This is a genomic window from Sporosarcina sp. So3-204, from assembly GCF_058068165.1.
In genome coordinates this window covers 1869600-1887520 of the sequence record NZ_CM176485.1, presented here as the reverse complement: position 1 = coordinate 1887520, position 17921 = coordinate 1869600, and the positions used below count along the sequence as shown (strand labels likewise).

Here is a 17921-nt window from a genome sequence, read left to right as displayed (position 1 = left end):
TTAAATAAAAACAACGGAAAATCATTAACAACGAAAGGAGAATCCTATGTATAAATTACTATTAGTCGATGATGAACCGATTATTATTAAAGGCATTCGTACTTTTGTCGATTTTGATGCACTTTCAATTTCTGATATATATGAGGCATCCAACGGAGAAATGGCGCTTGAAAAATTTAAGATGCATTTACCTGATCTTGTTCTAGCAGATATTAATATGCCTAAGTTAAATGGACTTGATTTTGCCATTGCTGCGAAAGCAATCAAACCTGATGTAAAAATAGCACTTATTACAGGATATAATTATTTTGATTATGCTGTAACGGCATTAAAATCTGGTATTGATGATTATGTATTAAAGCCAGTCTCAAAAACTGATGTACAGGAAACTTTAGAAAAACTTATTGAGAAGCTTAAAGTTGAGCAAAGTAACTTAGAAGTATCGCGACTTGTCCAAGATATAATTAGTCAAGCAAATCCGACAGATAATACTGGCTATAAATCTAAAATTCAAAAGGAAATAGATTTAAATATTTCAAACACTGAATTTTCTTTAACGTATTTGGCAAAGCAATTGTCTTTAAGTATCCCCTATCTTAGCACCCTCTTTAAATCGCTTTACGGGACAACTTTTCAAGATCATATGTTATCTATAAGGCTTGACCGAGCCAAAATCTTGTTGTTAAGTACAGAAATGAAAATATATGAAATTGCCACAGCTGTTGGATTTGAAGATCCCAACTATTTCAGTGCTACTTTCAAGAGAAAATTTAGTTATTCTCCTAATCAATTTAAAGGTAAAGTGAAAGAATGAAGAAACTTCGTGTCCAAATTGCCCTTCATTATTTAACAGTTAGCGCGATTACCCTTTTTCTAATGGGATTTATCCTCTACAATAGTATATCTTCAATTGTTTTAAATGAAGCTGTTTCTACGACAGAGAAAGCCGTCGACAAAAGCGGTATGTACATAGACCTTTATATCGATCGGTTGACAGCAGTATCCAGTATACTAGCAGAAAATCCTCAACTCGTTAGTTATTTATCTACAAAAGAACGCGATTCGCAATCTAAAACTGACATCTACGCCTCCATTGACACGACGATTGCATCGGATTCGTTTATCAAATCCGTTATCATCGTCAGTAAAGATGGTGAAATACTTTCTAATGAAAGAAACTTAAACATGACCATGTCTAGTGACATGATGAAGGAAGATTGGTATACCTCTGCTGTACAAAGCGGAAGCATGCCTGTACTCACCTCTGCAAGAATGCAGAAGTTTTCAATGGACAAAAACAGCTGGGTCATTTCCATAAGTAGAGAAATCAAGAACGAACAAGACGAAAACATCGGTGTTTTACTAATTGATATTGAATATAAAGTAATCGAAGACTATCTCACCAATTTAGATTTAGGGAAAACTGGTTTTTCCTTTATCGTCAATAATAAATCTGAAGTTGTGTATCATATGGATCCTGCTTATTTTAAAAAAGGTGAAAAACAAGATGAGCTTAGAGATATCGTTGAAAATAAGGACAGCTATGATTCTAAACAAAATACACTCACACACACTTACCCATTGAAAAATGCGGATTGGGTACTTGTAGGTGTTTCCTCTCAAGATGGTCTACTTGCTATAAAGAAACAACTTTTGGAAATCTTTTTACTTGTGGGTATTGTTCTTCAGGTAATTGCGGCTTTAAGTGTCGCTTTATTTGCAGGTAAAATCACTGCACCCTTTCAAAAATTAGAAAAGGCGATGCAAGAAATTGAAAGTGGTTTATCAGAAGTCGAAATAGATGAAAAAGGTTGTTATGAAGCGCAGAGCTTAGCAAAGCATTTTAATATTATGATTCATAAAATTGATAAGCTTATGCAAGAAGTTACTGAAAAAGAAAAACATCTAAGAGCTTCGGAAATCAGTACATTGCATAGCCAAATAAATCCTCACTTCCTTTACAATACGCTTGATACGATTGTGTGGATGGCGGAGTTTAATGATAGTAAAAAAGTGATTGAAATTACGAAAGCACTTGCAACATTTTTCCGCCTCTCACTTAGTGGCGGCAACGAACTTACGACTGTGGAAAATGAGCTTGAACATGTGCGTCAGTATCTATTTATTCAAAAAGAACGTTATGGAGATCAACTCGCCTACCAAGTCGTTTGTGATGACTCTATCAAACAAATTACAATTCCCAAAATCATATTGCAGCCGATTGTGGAAAATGCCTTATATCATGGTATCCGCGGCCTTGATAACCAGGGGCTTATTGAAATAAGTGCTGAAAAATACGGAGATGGTATCCTCTTTATTATTAAAGACAACGGTGAAGGCTTTGAGTTATCTCAATTGGAAGCAGGTATTTCAAACAAAACAGCTAAACTGGGCGGCGTTGGTATTAAAAATGTAGATCAGCGTATTAAACTTTACTACGGGGAAACTTATGGCTTGTCTATCGATTCAGTTATTGGAATCGGAACAACCGTAACCATTATGATTTCCCAAAGTATTAGTAAGTAATTACGACTAACAATAAAACTGGAAGCGGCTTTCGTATGAAAAGACGTTTCCTTTTTTATATTAATATAAGAATAATAGTTAAATCATTGCAATAGTTAAGTAGTTAATTTAAAACCGAAAAATGTATTTCTCCTTTATTAATTTTATCTTTGCCTTGAGACATGTATAATAGAAAGAACTTACGAAATGCATGATGAAAGGGGCAAAAATCATTGAGCCAAGAAGCAATATTACAAAAAGATGCAATGCATATATTAAAGCTTACAAGTAGAACTTTTTACATTCCAATTAAATTATTAAATCCAACACTTAGAATGACAGTAGGATCTGCTTATTTATGTATGCGGGCAATTGATGAAATTGAAGACCATGAAAACTTATCTTCTGAAACAAAGCAACATCTACTTAGGGAGACAAGTCAATTATTGAAAACAGATTTTGACCAAATAGCATATGACAACCTACTAAAACCTTATACACACGTTTTACCTGAGGTTACACGAAGACTCGGTGATTGGATTAAGGTTTGCCCGGCTGGTATTATCGATAAAATAAAAGAATCGACGAGTATTATGGCTGATGGCATGGCACTTTGGGTCGAAAAGGACTGGGTAGTTAAAACGCGAGAAGATTTAGATGAGTACACTTATTATGTAGCAGGTTTGGTTGGCGTTATGCTGGCTGATATTTGGGAGGCATATGATGGTACAAAAACTGATCGAGAATTAGCTATCGGGTATGGACGAGGCTTACAAGCTGTCAATATGCTTAGAAATCAAGAAGAAGATGCAGACCGCGGCGTACAGTTTATGCCTGATGGTTGGAAGCGTGCCGATATGTTCGCTTACGCAGATGAGAATTTGAATAAAGGGGATTTATATATCGAATCGATACAGACAAAAAACATCCTTTTATTCTGCAAAATTCCGCTTGCACTTGCAAAAAGAACGCTTAAAGCACTTAAGAGTGGAAAAGAAAAGATGGACCGTGCTGAAGTTGAATCAACAGTAGACGAAATAATTAGCAGTAATGCTTAATTATTAGAAAAGAAAAAAGCAGCATAGAGCTGCTTTTTTCTTTCCCGAAAACCTTCTACTTATTATAGTCGAATACTTTTATTTTAATTCTGGACAGAATAAGTCTGTTAGGAAAAATCTGAAATAGCCTACGAAGGACTTGTATAATACTTCACGAGCTGTTTGCAGATAGCTTTTTACTTTTAATATGATAAAAGGCTCATTATATAATAGATAGTCATGAAAGCGAGGCATATAAATGAACTTTAAAATAGCATATCACCCCATGTGGGAACAAACTTTAACAGCACCAGAAAGAGAAAAATACGAGCAATTGCTAAGTCATTATAATACTGAAGATACGTCCATTTCTACTAGCACAATAGTAGTGAAAAAAAAGAGAAATGGCGGTATTGTCGCCACAGTTTTTATTTGTAATGGATTAGAAACAGAACTCCTTCTCCAAGAAACGACTGTCAAAGTTATAGGACCAGAAAAAAGTTTATACGCAAATGCACGCTTTACAGTTAACCTGACAATACCACCCCATAAAGCTATGCCCTGGTCATTCGTCTTCAAACCGGAACATGTAAACAATAATCTGACGACTGATATTAGTACAGAAGTTCAAGTTTATCCCATTAATTAAGCTCTTGCACTAGCGTATTCCATCAATTCTTTATAATATTTATTCATAGAAGAAGTTGAAACGCCAAAACCTTCTGCTATTTCTTTAAGCGTTAAATCGAGTGCGTTAAAGTATTCATTTTCCTGCCCAAAGCGTATAGCACCTGCGGCAATGGCAACTTCTTTCCTCGCGTTCGGTTGTAGCTCAACTAAATAATCTTCTACGATTTCAACTAACTCCGTAGATTCTCGCTTATGTGTGGACATGAAATCTAGCATATGTTCCAGAACGCCAACTTCAAACTCAGTAAACTCAGCACCCACATAACCGTCTTCCCCAAGATTCTGCCAAAATCTAATGCTGTTCTCTTTCCAAAATGTATCAATTGATTTCTCTGCTTCTTGTTTATATTGTTTTGCAAAATCTTTAAATACCGCTTGATGGTCAACCGGGAAGAAAATTAAACTTGATACAGCCGAATAATGATTCCGGACGGATGTTCCATCGGGTAAAATGAAGCAATACAAATATGCACCCAAAGAAACTGGCTTGTCGCTTTCACGTCGTAATTCAACTGTTTCGTTTGTAAATATTGATGTAACGGATAAGTATTGTGGATTAACCTGAACAACTTCTCCTATTAATATACGCGGATTTCGCCATGATTCCAGCACATTTATAATTGAAGCACGATTTTGTTTTTTATATACTTTATCCAAATAAGTAGTCCATATATCTGTTCTATAATGGAAGAAGAATTCGTCAAGTACAATTGCTTCAATCATCTCTTCATTTAAAGCTCGCAATGAACTCTTCCACTTATTCGCTAATTCTATATACTCTGGAACGTCTTTTTGTTGTGGATATACTTCATAAAAACTTTGCAAAATACGCTCCACTTCTTCTAAATGCATATCTTTTACTTCAACTACTAATTTTGATTCACAACATTTTTTATACTTCTTCCCACTACCACAAGGACAGGGATCATTACGTCCAACCATTAAAAACACTTCCTTCTGAAATATGAAACACTATCTAGTCTACCATAATCTACGTTATTCAGCGCAAAATTAAAATAATTACTTTCTTAAACCTAAAGAAGAAAATAGTTATAGCTCGGCTTCTTCTTCTTCAAGTTGCTCTTTGAAATACTCTTTATAAGTTAACCATTCGTAAGGCTTTATCGTAAATTCCTTTTCATCTAGTCTTGAAATCTCAACAGCATCAAACCAAATAATCGAAGGACTTTCCTTCGTATCCATAACGATCAGGCTCTCAGGCGGTTCAGCTAGTACAATAAATTTCTCTGGTAAATTGACAGCCTCTCTTAGCCTAAGCGTTTCATTAATGATGTTTGTGCTGCTGTCCATGTCTGTAAATGAATAATTACTTATGCCACCAAGATAACCCCCACTAAAGAATGTTGCTATTTCACGAAAACTTGTTGGTAACTTTAACGCTAATGCTTTCTCTATATTAACTAACTGCTTATTATTTATCCCATCATTGGTATACAGTGATTCGTATCTCTTTTTTAAATTAAATATATTTTCTTCTGACATATCAAACCTTTCCTTTCAAATATTGATTTACTATATGTCACTATTATAAACGCTGAATTCTTGTGAATTAAACGATATATACGTTCCATTTTCAAATGGTTTTCCTTGGTTCTCTAAAATTAAAATGCTATTCCCAATACGCACTGCGCAAACTCCATCTTCACTAGCAGACTCTAATTTTCAAACAAAATGAGTAATCTTATCTTTAATTGAAATACAATATTTGTTAGATCCGTCTCGTTTAATATCTTTATTCCAAATTAGTATTTCTGGTATCTCTAGCTCTGCATCATAATATAAATTACGGTCAGGCGCAGTACCCTTCCAAAACGCAATACTTTTACCATAATCTGAAGACAAAGCAACTGTATTTTCTTCAATATTAGTATCTTCTATTAGTACCTTCAAAATATCACCCCATTGTAATAGAACACTAACGACAACATTCATGACATCTTTATTGATCCGTACGACTAAGATCTATATTCACTATTGTCAATATTCATTTTCAAACACCTTTACAATTTCTAATAGATTATTTCTCCAAGAGTATTCTTCCATATAATCAATACATGACTTCCCAAATAGATCTTTCTTTTTATAGTCGGCATCATGCTCTAACAAATATAAATAGACTTGCTTTATTTCTTCAGTGGGAACTTTAGTAATTGTAATAGCATATTTTAGTGGAACAGCATCATATTTATCCACTGCATTTATATCAATACCATTCTCAATTAACAATTTTGTAACGAGTAACATATATTCTGGCGATGGCCTTAAAACATTAAAGTAGAAAATATGCATAGCATTTCTCTTATACTTTGCATCTACAAAATTAATATCTATTCCCTCTGTTATCAAAAAGTGTATAATTTTAATTTTTTCTTCTTCATTTTCATCATTTACAAGTGCAAGTCCTAATAAATTCAAATCTAAATTTTTATCAATCTCATTAGCATTTCCTTTATAGAAATGAATAAATTCCTCATACGTTCCATCCCTAACTGAATCAAAAACATTCGTTATTTTCATAATATCTTCCCTTCGCATCTATTTAAAAATGAAGTTTTCAGTCACTTTTTTTGATTTGTATTGGAATTCTTATAAATTAATAACATTACTGAAATTGTGTAGATTTCACTACTTACATAATAGTTCGATTACCGTTATCTGAGTTATTTATTGAACTTTATTTTCGTTCCTTCAGAAACATCCCTAACTTTCTCTATTACATTGATCATAATTTCCCAATAAACATCCATATTACATAATTCCATATTTTCCAATGCATCATCTCCGCCCAGAAAAAGAGGAACCTTATATCCAACGCACTCTTCATGAGATAGAGTGGAATTTTTTTTGTTTTTCCATTTATCGAAAAATTTGGATGCTAAACAGGCATCATGGTAATTAACGATTTCTTTATTATGAAATTCCATGAAACTACATGGAATCTCTAATACTTCGGCAGTTCCAGGTTCAAACATCAGTACTTCATACATTCCATTTTCCAATTGCTTTTGCTTAAGAGCAAATTGTCTACCTAACCAATCGTACCCAAAACAATAAATTTTATTTTTATATTCCGGAAACGCCCTACTAATCATCTTGTTCCAATAATCCAAATCAGTCATTTTATGAAGTCTATAAAGACCTTCACCAAAAGATTTACCAGCATACAAACTAAACATCTCAAGAAAACCATATGCATGCTTATTAATTTCTTGTAATTGCTCGTTTTTCTGATTATAGGTATTCATATTTTCCTGTTGATTAAAAAAAGCTATAAACTCGTTAAACATTTTATCACCTACCACTTTATTATTCTTTTATTATAACTTGAATATTATGCTCTTTTAACTGAGTATTGGTCACTTCAAAAAGCTTCAAATAATTCTCGGTTGCTTCAAATTTAATCCTTACTTCAATAACATAATACTCAAATACTACATCCGGATAAGTCTCTTCATACTGTTCTGATTCAATAAAACCTAAATACGCATTAATTTTGTCTTGTAATAGGATTAAATGTTCTTCTTCATTTTCCCAATCTAAGTGGTCTGCGAGCATCAGAATCAAGCCTGTTCTATCCCTGCTTATCCCCATAGCATCTATTTTCTCAGTTTCTATAATAGACATAGGAGTCTCCCTTCTAAATCAGTTATTTAAAAAAATCACACCAATTTCCTCAAATGAAATTTTACTTTCGGTCAAACCTTCTGACTCAGTATCTCCAATCATATCTACCTCTGACTTTGTAAGAGTAATGATATCTTCAGGAAGCAATTGTAACACTGAGCCTGTGGAACCCAACTTTCCAATTAGTTTCTTAGCTTTACCATGCGGAAAACTCTTCTCTAATATAGCTGGAAGACTTTTGGAAGATTTTAATAAATCTGCTGTTGAAATATCAATTCCGAGCACACTTTTTATTTTCACTAAATCTTTCAATCCTCCCTCAGGCGTTTTCATTAATACTATGGTACAAGTATCGAAAGAGACTGTATGATTCACCTTTTCTGTCTTAATTAAACACCCATGATTAATCCATTCAGTAAAGTTCGTTGAAATTACAACCGCATTATTTGGATTTAACTCCCCAGAATCAACAATTAACACAGTTTCTTCTAACTCTCTCTTTAACATTAAAAAAACATTACCCCCGCCATCATCACCTATAGAAATGTAGCCCTTTGCGTATTCATCTACTTCCCAAGTTTGGTTTCTCTCAACAATATCTTCGGTTCCATAAATTGCCAAATCACCACCTATTGAAAAACCGTTTGAGTGCTTCAATAATATTTTATATGCATGAGGTAGTTTAATTTCCAACAATTTTTCTGTTTTATCTATATCAATATCAGTAGCTGGTATACTTTTTATTAAATTGGGAACTTTAGATAAATCTATCAATTTACAAACCCTCCTAAACTATCAAAATATTTATATGCGTCTCCTATTATTATTTTAATAGCTTTGAGGCACTGCTATTTTCTTTGAACTGTGTAAACATTCAAAAACGAATATTGCGGTATTTCTATCTATATCTTCCCAGAATAATTCGTTGTTTTCAATTTTTTCTGTTGAGGATGGTTCCAAAATACTCAGTAAGTAAGTTATTCCATCGTCAGAATACTTTTCAAAGTCTTCTCTGTTCCATTCTCCAAGATATTTTGTATAATCATCACAACAAACTGGCCAATCATTATACTGTATCCACGGAACAGGAGGCGTTCTTTCAAGTTCGGCTATTTTACTTTCTTTTTCTATACCTGTTATTCTGTCTTTGATATAGTTGGGGATATCATCTTTTATTTCACCTCTTTTAAGGCAGTCAAGGCAAACTGATATTACTTCTTCATCATGATCAAAATATTCTCCTTCAAGGCGATGTTTATTTAAACCACATGATTGGCATTCTTCCTCTGTAAATTCAGCGTTTTTCAATACATCTTCATAATACTTAAAATTATATGTCATTTTATTCCCCCTCATATATTAGTAAAAGATTTGCAACCCTAAACGTTTAATTATCCCAACGATCATTCTCCCATTCACTTTTCCAATAATTTCTTCTGTCTTTTCTCCATTGCTTCCTATCGATTTGGGATGGCTCACCTTTATTTGGATGGTTGAGTTTATCATTTTTTCCTTACCTATGATCAGAAGGGTGCATCTCGTGGAAAGGACCATTTGGATCTACTAGCGCCTTAATATCATTTAGAATGAGAAAATCGGCGGCTCCTTTAATGAATCCTAAAACGTTGTTCTTCTTCTTTTTCTTCGTAGGCTTTTCCACTTGAACTTTTGCTGTAGAAGTTACTCGTCCTAGCACACTTTCACTCAAAGAATAAAATTAGTCATACCAATAAGTCCTGCCATTATGTGGGGGTGATTGATTAATGATGTTTGGTCACACCGGCACCACTTTGAGAGTTTTCAATATAGTGTCTTTTTCATTTCGCACACAAGGATACTAGTGATAGTATCCCACATCGGATTGCTATACAGAAAACCCTTCAACCATTTGCTTGATTGAAGGGTCATATTCTTTTATGCACCATGAGTTGTCGGAGTAGCGTCCGAGTTGTGTGGGCACCCACTGTCTTTCTCTCTACCACCATTTATAATATAATTACACTTAGCTTAATACTTTTGAGATTCTTTATAATGTACCATATCATAAGGATAGTAAGGCGTGTCTTTTAAACTACTATCATCCAACTGCAATATTTTCGCAATCGCACCACTTTCGAAACTCCAATAACCATAATATAGTTTTTGCTGTTGTTTATGATTATCAAACCATCCAGTATCATTATGTCCTCGGTACCATTCATTACTCAAATACTCTTTCAGGTTGCTAGTTGCTTGCTCGTCATCTCCATTGATAACATCCAAAAGATGTTTATATGGCGTTTTAAACATAAAGTCTTTTTCAGATAAACTAATCGAACTGTTTCTTGATTGCAACAAATAACTGATTAAATAGTCGTTCCAACCAGATTCATTCGTTAATTTAGCAAGCACATCAAGCGTCTCATCATCTATTTCTAACATGATTCCTATCGATGTCATCCACAACATATCTATATATCCGAAAGCAGGATCCCAAAACGTTTCCATATCTGCTACAAGCTTTTTATAATGATTCACTAGATTCTCTACAGGTTCACCCATAGAATATTCTGCTATCAAAATTTGAAAACAGAGTGAGTCTATTTTTTCCTGAACTACAAAGACTCTATCGAGCGCAACTTCATCCTTATCTAGTTTGTTTTGAAAGTTATTTATCCTTTGCTTTTGTTGAACAATATATTCACTGAAATATTGTTCATCTTTTATCTGATCTCTTATCATTTTTTCATCCTCTATCCACCATCATAATGTTTATTTAACAACATTTCCGCTGCTATTTATTTTGACAGTATTTACTGAACCTTTTGGAGATATGCGTTAACACCCAATCATACCCTTCTAGTAACATCTCATCTGCTTTATCAATTCCTACAGCAGACTCTAATCTGGTATTCGATTTCCCTCCAATTATCCAACCATCACTCATTTGTTTTCCATCTTTTGTTTTACCTAATCGACCCGTATTATATTTAGCTTCTCCTATTACAAACTTACGAGGAGGACCTGTCTTCTCATAAACGCCGTCAATTCCTTTAACAATCTTATCATCTAAGCTGGTGACACGATCCTTGCTAATTCTACTATACCCTTGGTTTTCGAAATGAACATCCATTTTCATTTCACCATAGTTCCCTTTGCGTTTGTTGTTTTTAAGTTTTACACTGCCATTTTCCACTGATTTTATGACTGACCGTTGTTTGTGTTTTGCTAAATCTACAGCACTATCAACTTTCTTAACAATAGCCTTCCCAAACGGTGATTTCTTCACAAGTTTAAATCCCAAATTTGCAGCTTTCAATCCTTTACCTGCAGGTGTCACTGAAAAAATAGCAAAGCCTTTTGATAACAGTGAAGCATTCGGATCTACTACTGTCTTCACATCATCAAGTATGAGGAAATCGGCGACTCCTTTAAGGAATCCTAAAACTCTGTTCTTCTTCTTTTTCTTCGTAGGCTTTTCCACTTGAACTTTTGCTGTTGACGTTATTTGCCCTGTCAACTTTTCACTTCGGGAAGCGGTCAAGGCACTTCCTGCAGAGATAGATACGCCACTCACTCTAGAATCATGGAAAGGTCTAGCTTGGGTTCCCATGCCTGCTAGTGAGTACGCCTCCATTCCGTAAAGACTTCCTGGTTCATCACCGAAGCTTTGTCTCTGGCTGAGTGAATTGCCATCCATTATATCTGTGCCAAGCATCACTCCTGGATTTCAATCTCCATCTGTCATCCCAGTAAGTCCAGCCATTGTCTGAGATTGATGCATTAATGATGTTTGGATGATGTTTCTTGCGGTCGAAGTGACCCATTTATCCATCGTAAAGGTAATAACCGTAACGCCTTCTGTAAACAAACTTTCAATATCTGAAACCCATGTTGTCATTGTCGTTAAATCTGTTCCAACTGGCGATAAGGCAGTCGTCTGACTCGAATCGAATTCATGCAGTTGCGTAACGGTATTATTTCATTTAACACCCGCATATTGAAACATTTACTATCGCTAAACTTCTATCAAATTTTCTTAAAATCACTTCTACATAAGAAAAACACCCTCTTGCTTAATCAGTTTAGTAAAAACTAATTTCAGAATAGAAGGTGTTTTGTATTGTCTAAATTATTTAGATTAATGCACATTCCTAGATAAAATCAAGAAAGCATTCACTCGAAAGATCACTAAAAATTTCCTTTAACTTATCACAAGTAAGACCTGAATCAGTATCAGTCAAAATGACGTTCAAACAAATTCATCAACAATTGTAAAATCTGCTTGCTGAGCTAACTCTTTTAACTTTTTAATTTCTTCTTTTCTAACAGTGATTAATACGTATGAGTCCCTATCAATATCTAAGTATGCAAAGGAAATAGCATTTTTTTGTAATTCTGATGCCAATACTTCTAAAGCTTCTTCTGCGTACAATTCACTATATTTAGTACTCAATTTTGCCCATTCAAGTGGTAATAAATTTTTATTTCTAAGTAAATGATCTACTACTTCACAAATCGACGCAAACGAATCTTTTCAATCGATTTCGTCAGCTAATTCCTTGTCAATCAACTCATCTACCAATGCAATCCACGGTAACTCTTTTGATATCCCTGTAATATTTCTTTCTACCAGCCGATCCTCGAATCTTTTAAAATACTGCTTAGGATTTTGGCAAGCAAGTTTTACATTATTGTATTTATTTTTGGATAATTTCTGGTTTTGTGATAACTAAATAAAAAGCCTTGAAGGCATTATGCACTTCAAGGTAAAATAATTATGATTACTCGTCAATAAAAAAATAGCTTGTCTCAAGTTCAATTCAGATTTAAAACAAATTATGAAACTAAATTACAAATCACTATTATATAAGATTACCCTTTGTGAATTAAAGGATACATACATTCCATCTTCAAATGGTTTTCCTTGGGTCTCTATAAGTACAACGCTATCCCCAATACGCAATGCGCAAACTCCATCTACACCAGAAGACTCTAATTTTCCGACAAAATGAGGAATAGTATCTATACCCTTAATACAACACTTGTCAGAATCGTCTCTTTTAATATCTTTATCCCATATTAATATTTCTTGAATCTCTAGCTCTACATCATAATATAAACCTCGTTCAGGTGCAGAACTCTCCCAAAATACAGTACTTTTGCCATATTCTGAAGAGAAAGTAACTGTGTTTTTTTCAATATTATAATCTTCTATTAGTACCTTCAAAATATCACCTCTTTTGTAATGGGACTCTAACGACTACATTGTCAACATTCATAACATCTTTTATTGGAATGTAAGTCCATGATTCTTTATGATAATGATGTTTAGTTGGTTTTCATTCCATCTGAGGATATTATTCAAAAATACTACTTCTCTTATAAATATGTGTTTTATTTTAAATGTCATTTGTCATGGTAAAAAACAAAATGAGTTTGAATTTAGATGAAAGTGAATTATTTACATAAGAGCCATTAAACTACTTACCTATCATTTATTTCAACAAAACATATAAACTTATTATAAAAGTTTATATAAAGAATGCTACATCTAGTTGATTGAAGTGGAAAGCGGCGACTCCAGCGGGGAAAAGCGTGTCCAAGTGGGACCTAGGATCACGGACCGCCCGCGGAAAGCGTCCGTTTGTAACGGAAATCAACGGTTTTAAAAAGCTAGATTCATTAATTCAACAAATATATCCATTTTTCTAACAATAAAAAGTTAATTATTGTTTTTCATATATAGTAATAAAGATTTCATCATCTTCTTCTTTGAATACTTCTACAAATATTTCACGATTTGGGAATTTATCTTTCAAACAAAGTGACCATAATTTTTTAATAATTTTACTCAAAGCCATAATTTGGTCATCTAAATCTTCACTTTCCTCTATATTTATATGGAAAAAGTCTCTGACTTGATATAAGTTCATCATTTTTTCAATACAAGTTTTGTCGTTATTACACTCTACTTTCCATAATTCAAATTTCTCTTTTGAATAATTATCCTTTAACAATAAACATCCGTCTATCTCAAGAAAATCTGGATAATAGAATTTCGCAAAGCCTATTGCGGTATTTAAATCTGATTTTACATTTATATAATTCCACCAAGTAAAATCGCCATTATTTGCTTGTTTATATTCCATATATTCTTTATTTACCTCATCGTTAAACACTAGAAATTCACCTCATGCCCGTGGTTTACGGAATATTTTTAGGTACTTCGGATGGATTAGTTGGTCGAACTTGGTAGCCGTTATGAAATTTCTCTCCTGTTTTTGGATTGATATTATATTTTGGTTCTTTAACATTTGGACGTGGTATATTACCATGATCTTTTCCTGTGATGCGAACTTCTTTCAGTAATTTACCATCCGCATCATAAGTAGAATATTTTATTATCTTCCCTTCTTTATTTCTTACTATATCCTTAGAATTAGGAGTACTTTGTTCTTTTGGTTTATTTCGACTTTTACTAGAGCCTTTTCCCGTAACCTTATCAACTTTCTTAACAATAGCCTTCCCAAACGGTAATTTTCTCACAAGTTTAAATCCTAAATTTGCAGCTTTCAATCCTTTACCTGCGGGTGTAACTGAAAAAATAGCAAAGCCTTTTGATAACAGTGAAGCATTCGGATCTACTACTGTCTTCACGTCATCAAGAATGAGGAAATCGGCGGCTCCTTTAAGGAATCCTAAAACTTTATTCTTCTTCTTATTCTTCGTAGGCTTTTCCACTTGAACCTTTGCTGTTGACGTTATTTGCCCTGTCAACTTTTCACTTCGGGAAGCGGTCAAGGCACTTCCTGCAGAGATAGATACGCCGCTCACTCTATTGTCATGGAGAGGTCTAGCTTGGATTCCCATGCCTGCTAGTTAGTACGCCCCCATTCCGTATAGACCTCCTGGTTCATCACCGAAGCTTTGTCTTTGGCTGAGTGAATTGCCTCCCTTTATATCAGTGCCATGCAACGCTGTTGGATGCCCATTCACATCAGTCATGCCAGTAAGTCCTCCCATTGTTTGGGATTGATGCATCAATGAGGTTTGGATGGTGTTTCTTGCGGTCGATGTGACCCATTTATCCATTGGAAAAGTAATATCTGTAACGCCTTCTGTAAACAAACTTTCAATATCTGAAACCCATGTTGTCATTGTCGATAAATCAGTTTCAACTGGCGATAAAGCAGTTGCTTGGCTCGAATCGAATTCATGCAATTGCGTAACTGTATCGTCTCTTTTTATCTTACCACCACGTACGCCTTCGTGCACATCACTATCATCCAGATTTGGTAGAGCGACGATATCCGCAACTTGATTCATAATATTGTTCGCTTCATTTGTTAGGCTTTCTGTTAATTGTGCAATTTCGTTTAAGCCTTGTTCTATTTCTCCTTCTAAAAAACTTTCACGAATAAATCCAGATGAATTTGGCTCTAGCGCATCAAGGGCTCTCTCCATTTGTTCCAATATCGTTTTATATTGGTTTTGGAACGTTTGATAGAATTGTAAAAATGGGACATGACATTCCGCGTAAAATGAACGAATGGCATTTCCACCTTGCCCTTTTAATGAATCCTCTAACATTACGAGTTCTTCAACCGTGCTTTCAATTGATTTCATCTCGGTTTCAAGTCTAAAAAGCATAACTAGATTTTGACGAAGTCCATCATGAAAAGGAGTGACATCTAAGACCTTCATGTAAACACCTTCTTCGAATCTATTTCATAACCATTTAATACAATAGAGATAATCAGTTCAATTTGGGCTAACCTCACCTTACATTTACTAAACATGGGACCCTCCTATAGCTATAACTACCATTCATTGCATACAATTATTGAAATTTTATTTTAGTATTTGGTATTTACTCATTCAGCAGATTCGAAAGAGAAATTTTCAATTTTAACAACCTGATTATCTTGATTCAAAGACTCTAATACTTCTTCCTGCTCAGGTGTAATGGCAAGTGTAAACGGAATTGCATGATTTGGTTTAATTACACCAGCCTGTTCTTCCGATAGTGTAACTTCAGCACCATCCCATACAAAATCACCGTTTTCATGTCCTAGTGTGTAGTTAAAAGATACGTTTTTTATTGATTCGTCTAAACGGTTTATCCCGACAAATAATAGTGAAGCGTCTTCTGTTCCACTATCAACAATGTCTACAACAAAAACACTAAAATCATTATCTACACCAATATCTGGCGTTTTAGTTATAATACGATTTAATTCTGAGTAAACAGCGCTATTTTCAATAGTTACACCTGAATCTATATCTTCTTTTAAAAGTTGTAATGAAATAGGTGCTTTTTCACTTGTTTGCTGTTCCATTGGTTCTTCCATTTCTTTCACATCTCCTCTTGTTCTTTCATTGGTTGATTTATTACAACCAGTTAAAGCAACTACAAATATTACCATCAAAATTATGACCATTTTTTTCATTGTATTTTCCCCTAACGATTTCAAAAATAATTTGTTAATCCCTTTTTAAAAATCCTTTTTTATCAAAATTAAAGCTTTTATAACGGCATTTGCAATACAGAATAACTAGCTGTTCGGGTAAAATAAAGATCATTGTGTAAAAAAGAACAAAACCTAAAATGATCAGATAATAATTATATATATCAAAAAAACTTACCTTGCGAATAATGTACTGTATAGCATATAACAATCCTGTGCCTCCAATAATAGCAACTGGTAAATAAGATAGTACTTCCACCTTATCCGTCATTTTTTCCTTATTGGTGCCTTCACGATATAATCCTTTTTTTAATAAGATATACATTCGAATAAACTTTGATATAAAAAGAGCTAAAGCGAATAAAAGAGAAGTTGTTGTGAAAGATACCAGTGAATCAACAGTGTTATTTCTCCATTCTCCGATCAAAAATAGAGAACTCAAATAACAAAATGCTGCTCCGATGTTTTGAATTGATAATATTGATAATAGATATTGTATTTTTTGGCTATTTTGATAAACAATTGGTATCGAGTATAAAAGGGAGAGAATAACTAAGATAGCTGTAATCCAAAAGTGAATCGATTGTATTTGCTCTATATTAGGATATATTGTATACGCTGCTGCAACGTAATAAGTCAAGTAATAGAATAAGGATTGTAAAAATGCTGACAGGATTAATGCAAAACTAATTGAGCTAGGGCTCTGCATACCCGACTTCAATGGTTCTCTTAATATTTCAAAATCCTTGACGCTCAATTTACTCATAAAATTCCAATACTTATCTCGGCATAATCTAGTCCATTGTTGCTTCTTTTAAATTCCATAAACATTGGTGTTTTCTTAATGAACTTTTTTTCTTTAATATAATCCATTAGTTCCCAATACTTTATTTGTGAAGCAGTTTCAATGTCTTCCACGACCCTTGTCATTACCATTTTATTAATAGAAAAGTAACTATTAAAACGAATATTTTCATTCCTAGGTACCTTAAATTGATTTTCTACAATTGGTAAGAAGATTTCGGCTGTCATTACCTCGTCCGTTGGTTCACTAATTAGTGAAAGAAAGATAATGCCGTTTGTGTTAAACCCATAATTATTTAAAATCATATCAAAGTCCTTTATGGCACCATCAATTTCCTTTGGTAAGAAATTATAATACTTAGACGCTACATTTCTATAGGAAATTTGATTATTTTCAACAATCATTATTATCGCCCCGTTCCTTTTAACGGTACATATAAGTCAATAATATATTTATTGTATACTTCGAGTAATACACAATAGTACGTATCTTCCAACGCTATTTTTTCCTTCGCTGCATATGATTTTATTTTTTTACATGCCGTGGTGAAATCTAACTCTTCATCTGCTTGACGCAACACTAATGCTCGCTCGATTTGAAAACTTTTAAGGAAATGAAAATCTGTTTCATCCAATAACTTCACAGTCTCATTAATCGGCAAATAATAAGTAAATTCACCCATTGTCGGGTTGTTTTGATCATCTGTTACGGAAAAAAACACAGGACCATTTTTGGAGGCCACTGAAAAACTTACGTTTTTAAATTTGTAGTAAATCTCATAGAAAAAAG

The 17921-nt window shown here is 33.8% G+C and carries 22 protein-coding genes and 3 pseudogenes; 4 read left to right on the top strand and 21 right to left on the bottom strand.

All coding sequences use genetic code 11. The annotated features are described in order from the left end of the window. The first annotated feature begins 46 nt into the window (after positions 1-46). The 4 genes from AC3RV6_RS09160 to AC3RV6_RS09145 all read left to right on the top strand — a co-directional run bounded on the left by AC3RV6_RS09160 (position 47) and on the right by AC3RV6_RS09145 (position 4191). Positions 47-814 (top strand): response regulator transcription factor, encoded by a 768-nt coding sequence (locus AC3RV6_RS09160; protein WP_489749128.1) that lies wholly within the window; start codon positions 47-49, stop codon positions 812-814. Next, on the top strand, positions 811-2526 hold the full coding sequence (locus tag AC3RV6_RS09155; RefSeq protein ID WP_489749127.1) for a sensor histidine kinase: 1716 nt from the start codon (positions 811-813) through the stop codon (positions 2524-2526). The genes AC3RV6_RS09160 and AC3RV6_RS09155 overlap by 4 nt, the downstream gene beginning before the upstream one ends. Before the next feature lie 212 nt (positions 2527-2738). Further along, a complete protein-coding gene (locus tag AC3RV6_RS09150; RefSeq protein WP_489749126.1) occupies positions 2739-3563 on the top strand; it encodes a squalene/phytoene synthase family protein in 825 nt (274 codons plus the stop codon). A 238-nt stretch (positions 3564-3801) separates the two neighbouring features. Beyond that, positions 3802-4191 (top strand): SLAP domain-containing protein, encoded by a 390-nt coding sequence (locus AC3RV6_RS09145; RefSeq protein ID WP_489749125.1) that lies wholly within the window; start codon positions 3802-3804, stop codon positions 4189-4191. On the opposite strand, the gene AC3RV6_RS09140 is transcribed toward AC3RV6_RS09145, so the two are convergent. The 21 genes and pseudogenes from AC3RV6_RS09140 to AC3RV6_RS09040 form a co-directional block, all read right to left on the bottom strand. Continuing rightward, positions 4188-5174 (bottom strand): YecA family protein, encoded by a 987-nt coding sequence (locus AC3RV6_RS09140; protein WP_489749124.1) that lies wholly within the window; start codon positions 5172-5174, stop codon positions 4188-4190. The genes AC3RV6_RS09145 and AC3RV6_RS09140 overlap by 4 nt on opposite strands. Positions 5175-5282: 108 nt before the next feature. Beyond that, a complete protein-coding gene (locus AC3RV6_RS09135; protein WP_489749123.1) occupies positions 5283-5735 on the bottom strand; it encodes an SMI1/KNR4 family protein in 453 nt (150 codons plus the stop codon). A 180-nt stretch (positions 5736-5915) separates the two neighbouring features. Continuing rightward, positions 5916-6143 (bottom strand): hypothetical protein, encoded by a 228-nt coding sequence (locus AC3RV6_RS09130; RefSeq protein WP_489749122.1) that lies wholly within the window; start codon positions 6141-6143, stop codon positions 5916-5918. Between the two features lie 87 nt (positions 6144-6230). Beyond that, complete coding sequence (locus AC3RV6_RS09125) at positions 6231-6770, bottom strand: ankyrin repeat domain-containing protein (RefSeq protein WP_489749121.1); 540 nt, start codon at positions 6768-6770, stop codon at positions 6231-6233. Between the two features lie 143 nt (positions 6771-6913). Then, entirely contained in the window at positions 6914-7540 is a 627-nt protein-coding gene (locus AC3RV6_RS09120; RefSeq protein WP_489749120.1) for a T6SS immunity protein Tdi1 domain-containing protein, read from the bottom strand. A 19-nt stretch (positions 7541-7559) separates the two neighbouring features. Further along, positions 7560-7877 carry a DUF6572 domain-containing protein gene (locus AC3RV6_RS09115; protein WP_489749119.1) on the bottom strand — a complete coding sequence of 106 codons (318 nt, stop codon included), beginning with the start codon at positions 7875-7877 and terminating at the stop codon, positions 7560-7562. 141 nt (positions 7878-8018) lie between these two features. Beyond that, positions 8019-8651 (bottom strand): annotated as a pseudogene (locus AC3RV6_RS09110) (SMI1/KNR4 family protein); the annotation flags it as partial. Positions 8652-8705: 54 nt separating this feature from the next. Continuing rightward, the gene (locus AC3RV6_RS09105) at positions 8706-9218 is read right to left on the bottom strand and encodes a CbrC family protein (RefSeq protein WP_489749118.1); all 513 of its coding nucleotides are present in this window, start codon (positions 9216-9218) and stop codon (positions 8706-8708) included. Between the two features lie 172 nt (positions 9219-9390). Continuing rightward, complete coding sequence (locus AC3RV6_RS09100) at positions 9391-9573, bottom strand: hypothetical protein (protein WP_489749117.1); 183 nt, start codon at positions 9571-9573, stop codon at positions 9391-9393. Positions 9574-9884: 311 nt separating this feature from the next. Beyond that, a complete protein-coding gene (locus AC3RV6_RS09095) occupies positions 9885-10598 on the bottom strand; it encodes a PoNi-like cognate immunity protein (RefSeq protein ID WP_489749116.1) in 714 nt (237 codons plus the stop codon). A gap of 52 nt (positions 10599-10650) precedes the next feature. Beyond that, positions 10651-11574, bottom strand: a complete 924-nt coding sequence (locus AC3RV6_RS09090; protein WP_489749115.1) for a hypothetical protein — start codon at positions 11572-11574, stop codon at positions 10651-10653. Between the two features lie 12 nt (positions 11575-11586). Then, positions 11587-11826: pseudogene (locus tag AC3RV6_RS09085) on the bottom strand (hypothetical protein); the annotation flags it as partial. 282 nt (positions 11827-12108) lie between these two features. Continuing rightward, positions 12109-12555, bottom strand: a pseudogene (locus AC3RV6_RS09080) (DUF6630 family protein); the annotation flags it as partial. Positions 12556-12708: 153 nt separating this feature from the next. Next, complete coding sequence (locus tag AC3RV6_RS09075; RefSeq protein WP_489749114.1) at positions 12709-13086, bottom strand: hypothetical protein; 378 nt, start codon at positions 13084-13086, stop codon at positions 12709-12711. A 499-nt stretch (positions 13087-13585) separates the two neighbouring features. Beyond that, positions 13586-14038: a hypothetical protein gene (locus AC3RV6_RS09070; protein ID WP_489749113.1), complete on the bottom strand. Its 453-nt coding sequence runs from the start codon at positions 14036-14038 to the stop codon at positions 13586-13588. A 25-nt stretch (positions 14039-14063) separates the two neighbouring features. After that, a complete protein-coding gene (locus AC3RV6_RS09065) occupies positions 14064-14729 on the bottom strand; it encodes a polymorphic toxin type 24 domain-containing protein (protein ID WP_489749112.1) in 666 nt (221 codons plus the stop codon). A 9-nt stretch (positions 14730-14738) separates the two neighbouring features. Further along, positions 14739-15563: a ribonuclease YeeF family protein gene (locus AC3RV6_RS09060; RefSeq protein ID WP_489749111.1), complete on the bottom strand. Its 825-nt coding sequence runs from the start codon at positions 15561-15563 to the stop codon at positions 14739-14741. Between the two features lie 170 nt (positions 15564-15733). Further along, positions 15734-16309, bottom strand: coding sequence for a hypothetical protein (locus AC3RV6_RS09055; RefSeq protein ID WP_489749110.1), 576 nt, complete (start codon positions 16307-16309; stop codon positions 15734-15736). A gap of 34 nt (positions 16310-16343) precedes the next feature. Continuing rightward, positions 16344-17093, bottom strand: coding sequence for an ABC transporter ATPase (locus AC3RV6_RS09050; protein ID WP_489749109.1), 750 nt, complete (start codon positions 17091-17093; stop codon positions 16344-16346). After that, positions 17090-17536, bottom strand: coding sequence for a DUF5085 family protein (locus AC3RV6_RS09045; RefSeq protein WP_489749108.1), 447 nt, complete (start codon positions 17534-17536; stop codon positions 17090-17092). The genes AC3RV6_RS09050 and AC3RV6_RS09045 overlap by 4 nt, the downstream gene beginning before the upstream one ends. 2 nt (positions 17537-17538) lie before the next feature. Further along, the gene (locus tag AC3RV6_RS09040; protein WP_489749107.1) at positions 17539-17874 is read right to left on the bottom strand and encodes a hypothetical protein; all 336 of its coding nucleotides are present in this window, start codon (positions 17872-17874) and stop codon (positions 17539-17541) included. Positions 17875-17921: the final 47 nt, after the last annotated feature.